The organism is Kitasatospora sp. NPDC001225 (genome assembly GCF_053597855.1).
This window is the reverse complement of sequence record NZ_JBSFJC010000050.1, coordinates 1-14,905: the sequence shown is the minus strand read 5'-3', so window position 1 is coordinate 14,905 and position 14,905 is coordinate 1. Positions and strand designations below refer to the sequence as shown.

The window sequence follows — 14,905 nt, the reverse complement described above, 5'->3', positions numbered from 1 at the left end:
TCATCACCCAGAAAGGCGAGAACATGACCCGAGTCCTCTTCGTCGTGACGGCGGCCGAGTACTGGACGCTGAGGGACGGTACGAAGCACCCCACGGGCTACTGGGGCGAGGAACTGGCGATGCCGCACAAGATCTTCACCGAGGCCGGGTGGGAGATCACCATCGCGACCCCCGGCGGGAAGCGGCCCACCCTGGACAGGATCAGCATGGGCCGTACGGCGGGCCTGCCGGGCACCCTGCGCGAGGTCGCCGACTACCTCGCGACGATCCAGGACGTACTGGACGCCCCGGCCTCCCTCAGCGAGGTGGACGCCGACGACTTCGACCTGGTCTTCTACCTCGGGGGTCACGGCCCGATGGAGGACCTCTCCCACGACGAGGTGTCGGGGGCGCTCCTCACCAGGCAACTCGCCTCCGGCAGGCCGCTGGGTCTGTTGTGCCACGGCCCGGCCGCGCTGCTCGCGGCCGGCAACCCTGACGGCTCCTGGCCCTTCGCCGGATACCGGATCACCGCGCTGTCCAACGTCGAGGAGAAGCTGAACAGCTTCGGACGCAAGGCCTCCTGGTTCCTGGAGGACCGGCTGCGCGAGAGCGGCGCCCACTACGTCAAGGGAACTCTCCCGCTCCTGCCCCACATCGAGGTCGACCGCACCCTCTTCACCGGCCAGAACCCCGGCTCGGCCAAACGGCTCGCCACGCGCATGGTGGCCGACCTGGCCGGCTGACTCGGACGCGGGCCGGGCCCGTCGGGTCTGGGCAAACGGAGCAGGGTGGCGGCCCGCGGTCCGCCACCCTGCTCCGGCTCCGATTCAGCGCTTCGGCGCTCCGGGCGCGACGAGCTGGCCGAGCATCTCCTCCATGGACTCCTGCGCGGGCCGGTAGCGCACGCCCAGCACACGACGGCTCTTGGCGGTGTCGCTGCGCAGGTCGAAGCCGATGTTGCGGCGTAGGTACTCGCGGGGGAGTTTGATCACCGGCGCGAGGGCGACCGCGAGGGGCTTGGGAACCGCTCGGCGCGGTAGCCCCAAGGCGGCTCCGTAGGCGGGAAGCAGCCTGCGGCCGAGGTCGACGATGTCGGTGGTCTCCGCCACGACGAGGTGGCGACCTTCGGCCTCGGGTAGGAAGGCCGCCGCCAGGTGCGCGTACGCGACCTCGCGGACGTCCACGACGGCCAGTGCGATGCGGGGCGCGCCGAAGCGGGCCTCGCCGCTGGCTAGCTGCCGTGCGATGGCGAAGCTCTCGCTGGTGGGGTCGGGGTTGAGCGAGGGGCCGATCACCAGGCCGGGATTGACGGTGACCAGGCGCCAGCGGTCCTGGGCCCGGGCGATCCGCCACGCTTCCTGCTCGGCGAGGGTCTTGGAGTAGCTGTAGGGCTCGTGGGTCAGCGACGAGGTCGTGTTCCAGGCCTCCTCGGTGACGATCCGGCCGGGCAGGCGCCGGACCTCCTGGGCGTCGCCGACCATCGCGGCGATCGAGCTGGTGAGCACCACCCGCTCGACGCTCGCGACCTCCGTCGCCGCGTTCAGGACGTTGCGGGTGCCGTGCACGGCCGGGTCCACGAGGTCGCGCTGCGGATCGCGGACCGTCCGGGCGAACGGCGAGGCCGTGTGGATCACGATCCGACAGTCCTGCATGGCCTCCCGGTACGAGCCATCCTGCAGCAGGTCGGAGGCGAACAGGCGGAGCGTCCCGGGTGAGGCGTCGGCGGCGGCGAGAAGGTGTCTGACCTTGTCGGCGTTGCCGGGGTCGCGGACCGCGGCGTGGACCGTGGCCCCGGCGTCGAGCAGGCCCTTCACGATCCAGCCGGCGACGTAGCCGGTGGCTCCGGTGACCAGGGCCGGCGCACTCGTGTCGACGGGCAGGTCACCGAGATCGATTCGGGTGTCCATGGGGTTCCTTCGCTCAGTCGTTGACGAGGATGATCTTGCCGATGTGTCCGCCCGCTTCCATGAGGCGGTGCGCTTCGGTGGCGTCGGCGAGCGGGAGGGTGCGGTCGACGACGAGCTTGACAGTCCCGTCCTCGATCATCGGCCAGACCCGTTCGCGTACCTCGGCGATGATCGCGGCCTTGTCGGCGGCTGGGCGGGTGCGCAGGGTGGTGCCGTGGACGGAGGCGCGCTTGAAGACCAGTTCAGCGAGGTTGAGCGGGGCTTCGAGGCCGTTCTGCAGGCCGATGACGACCAGGCGCCCGTCGGGGGCCAGGGAGTGGACGTTGCGCTGGAGGTACTCGCCGCCGATGACGTCGAGGATGACGTCGTAGGGGCCGTGGTTGGCGAAGTCCTCGGTGCGGTAGTCGATGGTGAGGTCGGCGCCCAGCTCCAGGGCGCGGGCGGCCTTCTCGGGGCCGCCGACGGTGGTGACCACGCGGGCTCCGAGGGCCTTGGCGATCTGGATGGCGGCGGTGCCGATGCCGCCGGCGCCGCCGTGGACGAGGAGGGTCTCGCCGTGCTCGAGGCGGGCGGTCATGACGAGGTTGGACCAGACGGTGGCGACGGCCTCGGGCAGGGCGGCCGCCTCGACGAGGCCGAGGCCTTTGGGGACGGGCAGGAGCTGGCCCTCGGGAACGGCGACCTTCTGGGCATAGCCGCCACCGGTCAGCAGGGCGCAGACCTCGTCGCCGATCTTCCAGCCGGTGACGCCCTCGCCGATGGCGCTGATGCGGCCGGACGCCTCCAGGCCGGGGTAGGGGGAGGTGCCGGGCGCGAGGGGGTACAGGCCCCAGCGCTGCATGATGTCGGCCCGGTTGAGTGCGGTGGCGGCCACGTCGATGACCACCTCGCCCGCCGCAGGGGTCGGGTCCTCGACCTCGGTCCACTCCAGGACCTCAGGGCCGCCGGGTTCCTTGATCGTGATTGCCTTCATGGTGCAAGTCCGTTCGCATGGGCAAGCCAATGTATTCACTGCATACATTAGGGTGCAAAGTGTGCAGTGTCAACATTCTGGGGGCGGCCGCGGTTCGCGGGACGGGCCGGAGCGGTCCGTCCCGCGCTGTCAGGCGCCGACCTGATCCGCCACCCCGGCCTCCGGCCGGGGTTGTGCCGGGGTCGCGGCGAGCAGTGCCCGGACGGCGGCGTGAACCTGGGCGGACACCGTCTCGGGGGTGGAGGTGTCGAGCTTGCCGTCCAGGTGCAGGAAGGCCAGGCCGTGGACGACGGCCCACACGGCGGTGGACAGGGCCTCGGGGTCGGAATCGGGGAAGACGCCGTGGACGATGCCGCGGACGTACTCCCATATGGCGGCGGTCGCCGCGACCCGCTCGTCGTTCGTGGGGTCGCAGGGCTCGGCGAACATCACCCGGAACAGCGCCGGACGCTCCAGGGCGAAGCGGACGTAGGCGACGGCGACCTCGGCGAGGTCCTCGGGCGTGCGGGGTGAGGGGTGCGCCGCCGCCAGGTGGTCGGCGAGCTCGACGTAGCCCTGAGCCGCGACCGCGGAGACGAGCGCGTCGCGGTCCGCGTAGTGGCGGTAGGGGGCGGTCGCCGACACCCCCGCCCGTCGCGCCACGGCCCGCAGGGACAGGCCAGCGCTGCCGTCCTCCTCCAGGAGCTCCCGGGCGGCGCGCAGGCACGCTGCGCGCAGGTCGCCGTGATGGTACGAGGCATTCGCCTGTGTCATGGGTCACCCTCTCCGATGTTTGCGGTGCCTACATTCTTTGCCTTAATGTAAACGCTGTACACATCCTAGTCGATGGAAGAGGAAGAATCAGATGGCCAGCGAACTGTTCACGCCGCTGCGCCTGGGCTCCGGGGCGGTGCTGCCCAACCGGATCGCCAAGGCGGCCATGGAGGAGAACATGGCCGGCACCGGCCAGCTCCCGGACCAGCAGCTGATCGGGCTCTACCAGCGCTGGGCGAGCGGCGGCACCGGACTGCTGATCACCGGCAACGTCATGGTCCACGCCGAAGCGCTGACCGGCCCCGCCGGCGTCGTCCTGGACGAGGCCGCACCCCTGGAACCGTTCATCGAGTGGGCAAAGGCCGGCAAGTCCGCCGGCGGGGCGATCTGGATGCAGATCAACCACCCCGGCCGCCAGGTCGCCTCCGACATGCCCGGCGTCGTCTGGGGACCGTCCGACCTCGGCGTCGACCTGGGCAAGCACAGCGGCCGCTTCGGCCGCCCCACCACCATGACCGCCCAGCAGATCGACGCCACCGTCAAGCGCTTCGCCCTCACGGCCGCGCGCGCCGAACAGGCCGGCTTCGACGGGGTCGAGGTCCACGCCGCACACGGCTACCTGCTGTCGCAGTTCCTGTCGCCCCTGGTCAACATGCGCACCGACGCCTGGGGCGGATCCCTGGAGAACCGGGCCAGGATGCTCCTGGACACCGTCCGCGCCGTCCGCGCCGCCGTCTCCCCGTCCTTCACCGTCGCCGTGAAGCTCAACTCGGCCGACTTCCAGCGCGGCGGATTCGACGCCGACGACGCCCGCCAGGTGATCGAGTGGCTGTCCCTGCTCGACGTCGACCTGGTCGAGCTCTCCGGCGGCAGCTACGAGAGCCCCGCCATGACCGGCCGCGCCACCGACACCCGCACCCAGGCCCGCGAAGCCTACTTCCTCGAACTGGCCAAGGACCTGGTCACCACCAGCCCCGTCCCGCTGATGCTCACCGGCGGCATCACCCGGCGCACCACCGCCGAACAGGTCCTGGCCAGCGGCGTCGCAATCATCGGCATGGGCACCGCCCTCGCCGTCACCCCAGACCTGCCCAACCGCTGGGCAGTCGGCCGCGAAGCCGACCGCCAGATGCGACCAGTCACCTGGAAGGACAAGCCCCTCGCCTCCGCCGCCAGCATGGCCCAGGTCCGCCGCCAACTGCGCCGCATCGCCCGCGGCAGCGAGCCCAGGCCCCGCATCCACCCGGCCATCGCCCTCCTCGCGGAGCAACGCCAGCAGCGCCAGGCCCTGCGCCGCTACCGCGCCTGGCTGCCCATGAGGCTGAAGGCTGCCGCAGGGCGCCGACACCGGTAATCATCGGCTGTGCATGCATCCTGGTCCACCCTGGCAGGCGGGCGGAGAACAGATGCATGCGCGCCGGCCGGGTCGAACCCTTCGGAACGCGGCCCGAGGAGAACGGCCAAGGTGCAAGAGGAGCCCGGGGCCCGGCGCTGGTACTGCGACGGGCCGGACAGCACGCGGCCACGCCTGGCGGCAATCCGCCGATTGCTGATGGACAGCAGGGATGGCCCGATATTGCTTCGGTGAGGCTCGCGCGCCAGAGGCATGGTTGATCGGGTCAAGCTCGCCTGGGCCTTTTAGATCTTGGTGACAACTATCCCCGCTATGTGTCGACTAAAGGCGTCAGCAACATGTAGACCGCGATCAGTGAGTCCGTGCCTCGCCACCATCCATCGGCCAGTGCTCCTACCTCCGGAACCGGTTCGTAGAGCCCGAGTCGAAGGGCGTCGACGTCCTCGCCGGTGACCTTGGTGATCTGCATGGCCCACATGGCGGCGTGATGTGCGAGCGCGACCGACTCGACCCATCCTTCGACGCTCGCATGCAGCGGCACCCATCTCTCGGCATGGATTCCGAACTCGCCACGGGGGCCGATCATGAAGGAGAAGGGCACCGCGGTCCGCTGGTCTCCAGCCTCGAACCACCACCCGTCCGTCGGCGTCCGCTCCGGCGTGTCCGGGCGGAGGATTCTCGGTCCGCCGTCATACATCGGCGCCGGGGGAAGCAGCATGCCACCCCAACGTTCCTCGAAGGCCCTGGCCCGGTCGACTTCCGCTGCCGGAATCCCGCACTCCAGCCAGCGGCTCCGATACTGCTCGATCCCCGTGCTGCCGACTCGGAGGCCGTGCGCGGAGACGAAGGATCGAGCCCGGCGGGAGAGCCCATCAGGCGCATCGGCAAGATGACGATTCACCCGATGGACGGTACACAGTGCGGAGGTCTGAGCAGCCCCGGGGCTCCGAACCGGCGGCCTGGACGACCCTCGATCACCTCTTCGCCCTCACCCCCGTGACCTTCACGAAATGTGTGGACAGCCCTGAGGTTCCCCACCCCTCGCTGCGGGTGCGGACAGTCCTGTTCGCCTGACGTTCCCACCCACCACCGGCACTGACGTGCGGACGGGCCCAGAAGGGTTCGCGCGTGCCGCCGTCCGGATGTTGAGGTGGCACGGTGACCGATCATGACGAGGCGGCGACCGTCCGGCCGTTGGCACTGGCCTGGGTGCGCCGACACCTGGAGTCCGGCGAGCGGATCGTCGGAGCCGAGGTGCTGCACGGCGGTGCCACCGCCGATATGCGGAGGCTGATCGTCGGCACGCGGGACGGGGGCACCCGGTACCTGGTACTGCGCTCCTTCGTCGACCCGACCCGGCAGGGCCCTGCCGAGGAACTCCTGCACAGGGAGGCCGACGCCCTGAGCACGCTCACCGGAACCGGCGTGCCGGCTCCCGGACTCGTCGCCGTCGATCCGACCGCCGCGCACTGCGAGTACCCCTCGCTCCTCATGACCCACCTGCCGGGCCGGACGGTCCTCGACGACGGAGGGCAGGCGACGCGTCTGCCCCTGCTGGCCCGTCAACTCGTGGCGATCCACGCGGTGCGGCCGGCCGTCCGGCCCCGGGAGTACGTGGCGCTGACGACCGCCGACACGATCGTGACCCCCGAGGGCGCCGACGCCGCGGCCTGGGCCACCGCGATCGACGTGATCCGCAGGCCCGCGCCGCGCTACGAAGGGCGGTTCCTGCACCGGGACTTCCAGCCCGGCAACGTGCTGCAGATGGTGCTTTGAGGCTGAGGGCGGATGATTTTCCGCGGAAAATTCCACTGCCTCAGGGAGACAGCGTCGTCGGTCCGCACAAGGACGCCCGTCCCTGGCCCGCCGTCCGTCCCGGCGGAGGCGGCGCGATTGTGGTCGGCCGGTCGCGACCTGACGGCCACCGCGCTTTCGTCTGCCGGGTAGCCGCCTGGGCGCCCAAGGCGGATGAGGTACCTGTGCCCCGGGAGGTCATGCGCTTCCTGAATCCATCAGAGGGCGGTGATCGCGGCGGAACGGTCGAGCGGCGTCCGAATCACGACCTGCCGCCTCCCTCTACGCCACGACATGGGTAGCTCCCGCAGCAGCTGGTGGTAGCCCGAGGCATCCCGGTACAGGGACTCCAGGAAGAGAACGTGAAGAACCACCGCCAGCTCGGCCTTGTCCGGGGCCAGGGCATGGCGGTGGGTTCCCGGCACCGGCCGGGCCTTGGACACGACGCTCTGCAGCGCGGTGACGTCGATGTCGGTGAGAGAGCCGGCTTCGGCGGCCGCGAGGGTGGTCCGGAACAAGTCCATGTCGACGGCGCGCACGTTGATCTCCGAACCCGGTGCGGAGGTCGGGGCGGGCGGCACCGGCTCGGGCGGGCTCTCCTGATGGGCCCGATACTCCAGGACGCTGCGGCCCAGCCGGGTGATGCGCGCGGCCCAGGGGGGCCGGACGCCGTCCCTGGCAAGGGCGTCGAGACGGCGGTCGGTGGCGAGCTTGGACAAGCCCTTCTCCGACAGGGTCCGCACGATACTGCTCGGCCGGTACCGGGCCTCCAACGGCTGCTCGCCGATCGTCCAGCCCTGCTTCTTCCGAGCGAGGGACTCGAGTACTGCCCACTCGTCCGAACGTAGTGTCACTTTCCCCTCCCAGAACGTGATGTGGACGGTCATCCTGTCACCCCTGGGATCCGGTGGTTGCCCTGTTCGCCGGAATCGACGAAGGAGTGGACCGGCCACCCGGCAGAGCGGCGCGCCGCCGGCGACCGGCCGTCACCGCCGGCGTCGGATCGACCGGCAGCTCACCCCCACCGCCGTCCGCCGCTCCGGACGGCCGTACCGTCGTCAACGGCGTCACTCCGCAGCCCGATGGTTCCCCACCTTCGAGTGGACCGCGCTCTCGGAACCCGTTCACCGGCACGGTCCACCGTGAACATTCCGCACGAGGACCCCCGCCGCCCCTACGTGCCGTCGCGGGCGGTCCTCGGAAGTGGACCGGAGCGGCAGCGGTGAGGCCGACGGGGCGATCCAGCGCGCCGGGAGGCACGGGCCGGTGCTGTCCGGGCACACCCGCGCCCGGACGGAGAAGGCCGGATCCTCGGGCTCCGGGCCTGTGCGGAGGTAGGCGTACTCGACGACCGTGAACTCCCGGCCGCCACCGAAGTCCACCAACCGCTGGTGCGGCGGGCCGAAGACGCGGTCGTCGTCGTCCTTGACCACGACTCGTCCCGCGTCACCGGGGAAGACGGTGAAGATCGCCCATCCTCCGAGCCACAGCGGGACCGGTCTGTCCGCCAGGGAGTCGAGCGATGTCGCGAGGACGATCTGGTTGATGCCGTCGCGATTGCTGATCGTGACCAGGCACTCGACGCCGCCGTCCCCCAGCCACACCGCGGCCGCGCGGCTGTGTCCGGCTTCGTCGTCGAGCACGATCATGTCCGCCAGGGACGGCACCGGACAGTTCTCCGGGCTGGCACCCGGTTCGGCCGTGGCGTCCACGATCCACTGCGCCGACGCCGGGGCCGGTTCCGACAGTGTCACCCCGTGCCCCGTCGGCGTCGGCCGCACGACGACGGCCGGCGAGTGCACCGTGCCGTAACCCCAACCGATGCCGCTTCCATCGTCATGCCCCGTACAGGCCGCGGCTCCCAGGGCCAACACCACCGCTGCTGCCGCCTGCCCCGCCACCCGCGCCGTCCGCATCACTGCGCCTCCCCCGCGCCGTCCCTCCCTTGTCCTTCCCGCCACGGCGGGCCGTCAGCTTCCTCGAACGGCAACAGTCGCGTACCGACGCGGCGGTGATCTCAGGGAAGGGCCTCCGATTTTCCGCGGAAAATTCCGTGGGGCGGAGAGCTGTGAGGAACTCGGTACGACTGGCCGTCCGCAGTGTGCCGCCTCTCCGCAGGACGTACGTCCTCAGGTGCGACTACCGGCGGTCGCGGATTTTCCGCGGAAAATTCTCCGTGCGGGTCGAGGGCACTCCCGGCGGACCCGGGCGGATGTGGAGGGCGTCCCCGGTGTTCAGGCTTTCCCTCGGAGGGTCGGGCTCGGTCTCCCCTGGTGCCGGTGTCAGTCGAGCATCCGGTGTGCCGTCTCGCGCAGCTGGTCGTCGCGGTGCCGCTGGGCCGGGAAGCCGGTGCCGTACTCGCGCAGCAGCCGGCGTTCACTGGTCGCCCAGTGCGGCAGTTGCGGTAGCAGGTCTGGCGGGTAGGGCGGTCCGATCCGGTGGAGTGCCTGGAGGGCCCGTACGCCCACGGGGCGGGACGGGTCGACCAGCGCGGTCAGGACGGGGAGCGCGACGGACGGGTCGCCGGCGATCCGCCAGTGGGCCTCGGCGGCGTGCAGCCGGGTCCAGTCGTAGCCGTCGACGAGGTAGCACTCGATCAGCGGCAGCAGGGGAGCGGCGGCATCGCCCAGGCGTCCGGCCTCCTCCAGGTGTCGGCTGTTCTCGGCGAGCCGGTGCGCCAGCAGGCGCAGGACGGTGGCGGGGTCGTCGGTGAGGAGGGCGGTGGTGACGGCTGCCGCGACTGCGAGCTCGTCATCGGTTGCGTGGGTGAGGGCTTCCAGAGGGTCGAGGAGTCCGGCGTCCCGGATCGCCCAGTCGCTGAACCGGCGGACGAGGGTCCGGGTGGGGCGGTCGCGCAGCAGGCGGGTGAGGTCGGGCAGGTGGGTGCGGGCTTCCTCGGCGGAGAGATCGGTGTAGAGGCTGTCCAGGTGGGTGGCGTCCCGGTGCCGTAGGGCGAGGCGCTGGTGCTCGGGGTCGCGGGTACGGACCGCCAGCGCGGCCAGCGCCTCCGGGACCGGCTCGGGGACATCGGTGAGGAGGCGCGGATCGCCGAGCTGACCGAGGATCATCTGGGCGCGGCGGCCGGCGAGGGTGCCGGTGTGGACGTGGGGGAGGAGGTTGTCGGCGAGTGCCGGGTCGGGGTGGGAAGTCCCGAACAGGCACTGGGAGATCACGTCGAGCAGGCCGCCGAGGTCCCGGAGGTCGTGCTCGTGGCGGAGGGCTTCGGCGAGCAGACCGATGGTCTCGTCCTCGCGGTCGCGCCACATCGCCGACAGGTGTCGGGCGCGGCGCGTGCCCCGGCCCTGGTGGTCCCCCTGGGCGATCCAGCCACGGGCCACGGTCGCCAGGGCGTCCGCGTCCTCGGTCAGGATCCAGATGCGTTCGTCGGTGCTGCCGATGCCCGGCGCGAACTCGTGGCTGCCGAGGTCGAATCCGGGGTCGCCTCCGGCCTCGGCCAGGACGGCGACCACGTCGACCGGGTAGGGCTCCTCCGAACGTTCCAGCAGAGCCAGAGCGGCGGCGGCGCGGACAGCCGGCACCGGATCCGTCAGGGCCGACCGGAGACGGCGGCGGGCCGCGCCGCCGTCCGGGTCGAGCAGCGTCAGGACGGTGAGCGCCTCGGCGCGGACAGCGGCGGCCGGGTCGGACACGGAGCAGGCGGTCAGCTCACGCAGCACCACGGGGACGGTCTCGCCGGTGGCCCGGCGGGCAACACGCACCGTGTTGCGGCGCACCAGCGGGTCCTCGTCGCGCAACAGGTGCAGCAGCCCGGTCACCTCGGCGGCGACCCGGGCACACCCCCGCACCTCGTCCTCGTGCTTCGGCTCCGCTTCGGTGCCTCCGCATCCGGCCAGAGCCGCCAGCACGTCCGCCCGTTCGTGGCGGGCGTGCACCGCCGCGTGCGCGAGGAAGGGAACGGCCGCCACGGCGGCCGAGGACACCGACCCCTGGTGCAACGCCCGGCCGAAGAACTCGGACAGCGCCCTGTCCGCCAGGTGCCCGTCGTCGGAGTACAGGGCGCGTATCCAGCCAGGGACGTCACGGCCGTCGCCGAAGAAGTGCCCCAAAGACGGCCAGTCGATCGTCTGCAGCTCTTCAGGTGATCTCACATCAGCCCACTCTAAGGACGGGCACGGACAGTGCCCGCAGACCGCGATGCGTGCCCGGCCCGGATCGGCAGGACGCGGTTCCACTCCCGGCGCCGAGGGGTCGGCCGTTTCGTGGCCTCACCGATTTTCCGCAGAAAATTCTGCGGCTCTTGTTCGGTCGAAGCTGTCCGCCCCTGTCATCGGTCGGCCCGCCGATCGGCTACCAGGAGAGCCGACCGGTACCCGGGGGATTCATCTCGGGCCTCCAGACGATTGAATGCCCGGGTGGCGAACTGGACACGGATGTACGACTGCTATGGGGACGCTGATCGCGTTCCCGAGCTTCTGGACCGCGTGGAACAGGATGGCGATGCCGAGGCGTGGACGGAACTCGGATACCGGCTGTGCCTGGAAGGCGACCTCGTCTTCCCCGCGAGCTTCGCAGCCCTTCCCCGCCTTGTGCGGCTCGCGTCGAGCGATCCTCGGGCGCGCGCACTGGCCGGCACGATCGTACGGCGCGCGGCAGGGCACCATGGCTGCGACGATCTGTTCGCCGACTGCGCCGGGACGATCGCCGAGTTCCGTGTATTGCTGGACCAGTACCTGATGTCGCGGCCGGACGACTACCTCGCGGCGTTCCGCGACCTGCTGGCGGTCAATGCGCAGTACCACTGGAGCGCCGCCCTGGGGGACTTCACGGACGACTTCTACCACCTGGCCTGCCCCCACTGCGGTGCGGAGGTGACGATCGCCATCGGTGGCTACGGGCGCTACTCGGCGATCCGGGACTGGAACCTGGGCGACGTGGAGCGACGCGACCTGCGGTCGGCGGCTGGCGAGGAACTCTCGGGGAGCGGTCGATGGATGCACGACACTGCCGTCCGGGACGGGCAGGAGGCACTCGCCGCCGGGATCAGGTATCTCTTCGGCCGTGCCGAATGCCCACGCTGTGCCAGCGTCTTCACCATCGCGGACGAGTACACGTCCGCCGAATGCCCCGGCCCTTAGCGATCGGCCGTCCAAGCGCCAGCCCTCGCAGACGCCGACCGTACGACAGAGCCACGCGGCAACAGTTGCTCAAGCCGTACCGAACGGATCGCCCTGCCGGGCGGCTCTCGGCAGGCGGGCACGATTTTCCGCGGAAAATTCCTCGTGCCCGGTGCGCCCACGGCAGTGACGTGTCCAGCCTCCCCCGCACGAGCGCGTGAACCGGGACCCCGACACCGCGGTGCTGCCCGGGCCCCTCCGGATGCCTTGGAATTTTCCGCGGAAAATCCTGAGGCATCCGGAGGGCGGCGAGGCAATGCGGTCCGAGTAGCCGCGGAGCACCGTGCGGACGGTCAGGGTTGAGCTGCGGGAGTTCCGCCGCCGTCGGTTCCGCGGGGCGTCCGATCAAGGCAGGCCGATGCATTCCTGGCGCGGGCTCCAGTCTTCAGACCTCAGACGTCACGGCGCCAGCGGTCGCCGGCGAACCGGGTCAGCGCGACCTCCAGGTCGAGCGGCACCACCTCGGTGGGGCCCAGCTCCCACACCCGGACCCAGCCGTCCGAGGTCGTACGGAATCGCGGCGACTCCCGTCCGGGCATCGGCCTCATCACGAGGTAGTACGAGCTGATCAGACCGAGGGAGCCGGTCTCCCTGTTCCTGTGGGACCGGATCCTGAGCACCCGTACCTCAGCCACGTCGTCCCATCGCAGCCGCAGCTTGCGGCCACCGTCGAGTTCCACACCCTCGCCGTTGATGCGCAGCCGCGTCGCGACCACCCGCAGGGCAAGTGCCGTCAGGACGAGGACGCCGAGCGAGCCGAGCAGGACAGGCCCCTGGCGCACCGTCAACAGCCAGGTCCGGTACCAGTCGTCCAGGAAGCCCGATCCCGAGGACATCGGGGAGACCACCAGGAGGAAGACGGCGACCAGTGCCAACAGTTCGAACGCGAATGCCATCAGGGCCCCGAAGCTCCGCACACTGCTTCTGAGTACCACCTCGTGCGGTCCTACGGCACCGCCGGGCATTTCGCCCGGCGCCCCGTCGGTGAGCCGTGACCTCAACTCGGCGTGCCGGAACTGGTAGACCCCGCCGACCCGCCGCAGCACGCCCAACCGGCGGCCGTCCTCCAGGAAGCCCAGTACGTCCCGTGGCAGACGTCGCCTCCCCGCCAGGACGAGGAGCGTGGCGGTCCATCGGCCCCACCGGCTGAGGGCCATCAGAACCACGGCCGAGCACGACGAGCTGATGACGAGGCCGCCACCGATGAGCAGCGGATCGCCGTTGAGCCAGTGGAAGAACGCCAGCGAGGTGCCTGCGACGGCCGGCGCGACCAGTGCGGCTTCGACAAGAGCGATCCTGCGTTCGTCGCGCAACAACTGCCTCGGCCTGGCGGCCATGTCCAACTCGGCCGACCGCGTCAGGAGCACACCGGAGAGGACGGGAAGGAAGAAGACGCACAGGCTCGCCAGCGTGCTGCCGGGCAGGGCTATGCCGACGGCTGTGGTGGCAACGGCCGACGCGGCCAGGAGCACCCGGCCGCTGACTCCGGCCGCCGGCCGTCGTGGGCGGTGGTCGAAGCCGCTGAACAAGTGCGGCGTGAAGACCCGCCCGAACGCCGTGGCGATGATGGCGACCGCGGCGACTGCCCCGAGCACTTGGCCCACTCCCGGGATCCCGAGCCCGGGCCGCGGGGGAGCGGCCCCAAGGAGGTCGGCCAGTCCCGCGACCGCGTAGCCGGCCGCCGTACCGCAGGTGGCCACGGCCACGAGGACGACGGCGCCCCAGACGCCCGGCTCGGTCGGCAGGCTCCGCAGCTGCCACCAGGCGATGTCCTGGGTGCGCCGGCGGTGGAGGTCGTCGGCGAGGAAGCGAAAGTACGCGGGCGCGCTGTCGAGCCTCCAACGGCGCACCGGGCCGGGCAGGTAGGACGGCTGCGGCCCCTGCGCGCAGACGGCCGGGATCAGCCCGTCCAGGAGATGGCCTTCGATGTCCGCCTGCGTGGGCAGCCGCGTCGCATCGAGCAGCTCCCGAGGATCGGACTCCTTCGGCGCGTACACCGTCGCCGCGAGCCAGAGCATCAGCGGAGAGGACAGGGCGGTGGCGACCGGGCCCTCGGGGTCGCCCTCCATCGCGTCGAAGAGCGACTGCCAGGGGCCGAGGCGGTCCTGATGGCGCATCTGGGCGAGGTAGGCCCTGTCGGCCTGCGGCGGGACAGGGCGGGCGCGCAGGACGGGCACACCGCGCAGCACCGGCGAGGAGTCCACGGCGTGCTGGTACGCCTCCGGCCGAGACGTCAGAACCAGGGAGTCCTTCGTGCCGAGTGCGCGCTTCAGCGCCTCCATCGCGTTCTCGCGGGCCAGCGGCAACAGCTCGTCGAAGCCGTCGAGCACGGGAACGATCCGCCGACCCCGCACCAGGGACTCGACGGTGGGCCGATCCAGACCTGCGACGCGACCCCCGTACTCCTCGCCGATACGCCTGATGACCCAGTCCTGGATGCTGATCCCCGGCTCCCAGTCGGACATCGACAGGATCACCGGGACGCTCTCCCGTGAGCCGGGGACCCTGGCTCGGGTTTCCAGCAGCTCGACCACGATCAGGACGACCAGGGAGGACTTCCCCGCCCCGCCAGGACCGGTGACCACCAACTGGTGCGGTGCGAGCGCCCGGACCCGAGTGACCACGTCCTCGAACCCGAGCTGCTCAGGCAGCCCCGTGTGCGACTCGCTCCCGTGTGGTTGTTCCAGCTCCCACGGCACCAGCATCGGAACCCGCTCCCGCAGACCGCGGACGTTGGCCTCGTCAAGCCACTGCTCCAGGACCTCGCGGGCCAACCCCTCCAAGGCGTCTTCCTCGGTGTCGGCGAGGGCTGGTCCTCCGTGTCGGGGAGCGGGGGCGGAGCCGAGATAGACGGCGCCGATGTTCTTCGCCTGGATCACGTTCCGGGGCGATCCCGCGTTGTGGTTGTGCACTGACGGCGGCCGTGGCATCCTCCCAGCTGGCGGCCACATACGGCGCAATCTGCGGCCACGGGATTCCCCGAGTACGGCCAGATATCTCCCCGCTC

The 14,905-nt window shown here is 70.9% G+C and carries 11 protein-coding genes and 1 pseudogene; 4 read left to right on the top strand and 8 right to left on the bottom strand.

What is annotated here, in order from left to right; translation table 11 throughout:
* Positions 1 to 23: 23 nt before the first annotated feature.
* Positions 24 to 725, top strand: coding sequence for a type 1 glutamine amidotransferase domain-containing protein (locus ACWDCZ_RS19190; RefSeq protein WP_449816463.1), 702 nt, complete (start codon positions 24 to 26; stop codon positions 723 to 725).
* An 84-nt stretch (positions 726 to 809) separates the two neighbouring features.
* On the opposite strand, the gene ACWDCZ_RS19185 is transcribed toward ACWDCZ_RS19190, so the two are convergent.
* The 3 genes from ACWDCZ_RS19185 to ACWDCZ_RS19175 all read right to left on the bottom strand — a co-directional run bounded on the left by ACWDCZ_RS19185 (position 810) and on the right by ACWDCZ_RS19175 (position 3,615).
* Entirely contained in the window at positions 810 to 1,889 is a 1,080-nt protein-coding gene (locus ACWDCZ_RS19185; RefSeq protein WP_449781437.1) for an NAD-dependent epimerase/dehydratase family protein, read from the bottom strand.
* A 13-nt stretch (positions 1,890 to 1,902) separates the two neighbouring features.
* Positions 1,903 to 2,862, bottom strand: coding sequence for an NAD(P)H-quinone oxidoreductase (locus tag ACWDCZ_RS19180; RefSeq protein WP_449813825.1), 960 nt, complete (start codon positions 2,860 to 2,862; stop codon positions 1,903 to 1,905).
* A gap of 129 nt (positions 2,863 to 2,991) precedes the next feature.
* Positions 2,992 to 3,615: a TetR/AcrR family transcriptional regulator gene (locus tag ACWDCZ_RS19175; protein WP_449813826.1), complete on the bottom strand. Its 624-nt coding sequence runs from the start codon at positions 3,613 to 3,615 to the stop codon at positions 2,992 to 2,994.
* A 91-nt stretch (positions 3,616 to 3,706) separates the two neighbouring features.
* Between ACWDCZ_RS19175 and ACWDCZ_RS19170 the strand changes: the two genes are divergently transcribed.
* Entirely contained in the window at positions 3,707 to 4,969 is a 1,263-nt protein-coding gene (locus ACWDCZ_RS19170; RefSeq protein WP_449816462.1) for an NADH:flavin oxidoreductase/NADH oxidase family protein, read from the top strand.
* 310 nt (positions 4,970 to 5,279) lie between these two features.
* Here ACWDCZ_RS19170 and ACWDCZ_RS19165 read toward each other — a convergent pair whose 3' ends face one another.
* The gene (locus ACWDCZ_RS19165) at positions 5,280 to 5,870 is read right to left on the bottom strand and encodes a hypothetical protein (protein ID WP_449816461.1); all 591 of its coding nucleotides are present in this window, start codon (positions 5,868 to 5,870) and stop codon (positions 5,280 to 5,282) included.
* A gap of 257 nt (positions 5,871 to 6,127) precedes the next feature.
* Here ACWDCZ_RS19165 and ACWDCZ_RS19160 point away from each other — a divergent pair.
* Positions 6,128 to 6,730: pseudogene (locus ACWDCZ_RS19160) on the top strand (phosphotransferase family protein); the annotation flags it as partial.
* Between the two features lie 251 nt (positions 6,731 to 6,981).
* Here ACWDCZ_RS19160 and ACWDCZ_RS19155 read toward each other — a convergent pair.
* The 3 genes from ACWDCZ_RS19155 to ACWDCZ_RS19145 form a co-directional block, all read right to left on the bottom strand.
* Positions 6,982 to 7,650 (bottom strand): hypothetical protein, encoded by a 669-nt coding sequence (locus ACWDCZ_RS19155; protein ID WP_449816460.1) that lies wholly within the window; start codon positions 7,648 to 7,650, stop codon positions 6,982 to 6,984.
* Between the two features lie 237 nt (positions 7,651 to 7,887).
* Positions 7,888 to 8,517, bottom strand: coding sequence for a hypothetical protein (locus ACWDCZ_RS19150; RefSeq protein WP_449813830.1), 630 nt, complete (start codon positions 8,515 to 8,517; stop codon positions 7,888 to 7,890).
* Positions 8,518 to 9,045: 528 nt separating this feature from the next.
* Positions 9,046 to 10,872 (bottom strand): hypothetical protein, encoded by a 1,827-nt coding sequence (locus ACWDCZ_RS19145; RefSeq protein ID WP_449816459.1) that lies wholly within the window; start codon positions 10,870 to 10,872, stop codon positions 9,046 to 9,048.
* A gap of 264 nt (positions 10,873 to 11,136) precedes the next feature.
* On the opposite strand from ACWDCZ_RS19145, the gene ACWDCZ_RS19140 reads away from it, so the two are divergent.
* Positions 11,137 to 11,859 (top strand): hypothetical protein, encoded by a 723-nt coding sequence (locus ACWDCZ_RS19140; protein ID WP_449816458.1) that lies wholly within the window; start codon positions 11,137 to 11,139, stop codon positions 11,857 to 11,859.
* Positions 11,860 to 12,290: 431 nt separating this feature from the next.
* On the opposite strand, the gene ACWDCZ_RS19135 is transcribed toward ACWDCZ_RS19140, so the two are convergent.
* A complete protein-coding gene (locus ACWDCZ_RS19135) occupies positions 12,291 to 14,777 on the bottom strand; it encodes a hypothetical protein (protein ID WP_449816457.1) in 2,487 nt (828 codons plus the stop codon).
* Positions 14,778 to 14,905 lie beyond the last annotated feature (128 nt).

Coding starts and splice junctions, on each gene's coding strand:
- ACWDCZ_RS19155 (WP_449816460.1), bottom strand. CDS start 7,650: ATGACCGTCCACATCACGTTCTGGGAGGGGAAAGTGACACTACGTTCG.
- ACWDCZ_RS19170 (WP_449816462.1), top strand. CDS start 3,707: ATGGCCAGCGAACTGTTCACGCCGCTGCGCCTGGGCTCCGGGGCGGTG.
- ACWDCZ_RS19180 (WP_449813825.1), bottom strand. CDS start 2,862: ATGAAGGCAATCACGATCAAGGAACCCGGCGGCCCTGAGGTCCTGGAG.
- ACWDCZ_RS19185 (WP_449781437.1), bottom strand. CDS start 1,889: ATGGACACCCGAATCGATCTCGGTGACCTGCCCGTCGACACGAGTGCG.
- ACWDCZ_RS19190 (WP_449816463.1), top strand. CDS start 24: ATGACCCGAGTCCTCTTCGTCGTGACGGCGGCCGAGTACTGGACGCTG.
- ACWDCZ_RS19175 (WP_449813826.1), bottom strand. CDS start 3,615: ATGACACAGGCGAATGCCTCGTACCATCACGGCGACCTGCGCGCAGCG.